The organism is Pseudomonas sp. GXM4, from assembly GCF_008923895.1.
Taxonomy (GTDB): Bacteria; Pseudomonadota; Gammaproteobacteria; order Pseudomonadales; family Pseudomonadaceae; genus Aquipseudomonas; species Aquipseudomonas atacamensis.
Map to the genome: position 1 here is coordinate 1 of NZ_WBRZ01000495.1, position 1426 is coordinate 1426.

General features: G+C 60.4%; 1 protein-coding gene. It reads right to left on the minus strand.

Annotated elements, in window-relative coordinates:
• Positions 1-78 precede the first annotated feature (78 nt).
• On the minus strand, positions 79-1266 hold the full coding sequence (locus F8N49_RS27705; protein WP_024012925.1) for an MFS transporter: 1188 nt from the start codon (positions 1264-1266) through the stop codon (positions 79-81).
• Positions 1267-1426: the final 160 nt, after the last annotated feature.

Consider the following 1426-nt stretch of genomic DNA (forward strand, 5'->3'; position numbering starts at 1 on the left):
GACCTTTTGATTTTGCTTTGAAGATCAAGAGATCGCAGCCTCGTTGCACTCGTCAGCTCCTACAAGGGGATCGGTGTTTCATGAGGTCGCGCGGCGCTTGAGCAACAAGGTCAAGCCCAACCCGGTCACCGACAACAACGCCGCGCTGAAGAAAATCCACGAATAGCCCAGATTCAACGCCACCGCGCCCATCAATGGCCCGGCAATCGCCAGTGCCAGATCGAAGAACACTGCATAAGCCCCCAACCCTGAACCACGGCTGGAACTCGGCACCTGTTTGATCGCTTCCACCCCGAGCGCCGGATACACCAACGACAGCCCAAATCCCGCCAGTCCTGCGCCAATCAACGCATACGCAGTGGAGGGCGCCAGCCACAACATCACCAGCCCGACAGTTTCAACCGACATGCAAACGATGGCCGAGGCAAACCCGCCAAACCGGGCAATCGCCGAGATGAACAACAGCCGCGACAGGATGAAACACACGCCAAACACGGTCAGGCAGTACGCCGCGCCGGTCCAGCCTCGGTTGAGGTAATAAAGGGTGATGAAAGTCGTCAGTGTGCCGTAGCCGATCGAGGCCAGCGTCAGGCTGGTGCCGTACGGCGCAATCTTGCCGAACACCGCCCAGAACGACAGGCGCTCGCCACGAATCACCGGCACCGAAGGCTTGTTGCGGATCAACCACAGCGCACCAGCCGCCAACGCCGACAGCGCGAGGCCAAGGCTGACAAAACCATATTCGGCAACCATCACCACGCCCAGCGGCGCGCCAATGGCGATCGCGCCGTAAGAGGCGATGCCGTTCCAGCCGATGGATTTCGCCGTATGCTCGACACCGACCTGGCCCATGCACCAACTGATGGTGCCGACGCCGATCAAGCCTTGGGCAATGCCAAGCAGCAGGCGCCCGGCAATCAGGATCAACAGGCTGGTCAGCGGAAAGCTTTGCAGCAAGGTCGACAGCAACGTCAGCGCGCCACTGAGAACAATCCCCCACAAGCCATAAATGATCGCCCGCTTGGTCCCAAGCGTGTCCGACATGCGCCCGGCCATTGGCCGGCTGAGCAGGGTGGCCAGGTACTGCGAACCGATCACCAGACCGGCAATGATCGCGCTGAAACCCAGTTGCTCATGGACGTAACCGGGTAACACCGCAATCGGTAACCCGATGCAGAGGAAAGCAATGAAAGTGTAGAAAACGATGGAGACGATCTGCAGGGTGATCGCCAGGGAGCTTTGCGGTGGCAGTGGCTGCGCAGACATGAGCACTCGTTCGCGGGCGGCGGTGGGAGAGTTGCCGACATCATGGCGCGGGGCCGGGATAAAAGAAAGCAGGCTAACTACTTCGCCTTATTGATCGTTCCCACGCTCTGCGTGGTAACGCCGCCATGGACGCTCTGCGGCCGCTGTTGGGACGCGGAGC

Bases quoted from the DNA above. Each gene is read 5' to 3' on its own strand.
- F8N49_RS27705 (WP_024012925.1), bottom strand. From the start codon at position 1,266: ATGTCTGCGCAGCCACTGCCACCGCAAAGCTCCCTGGCGATCACCCTG.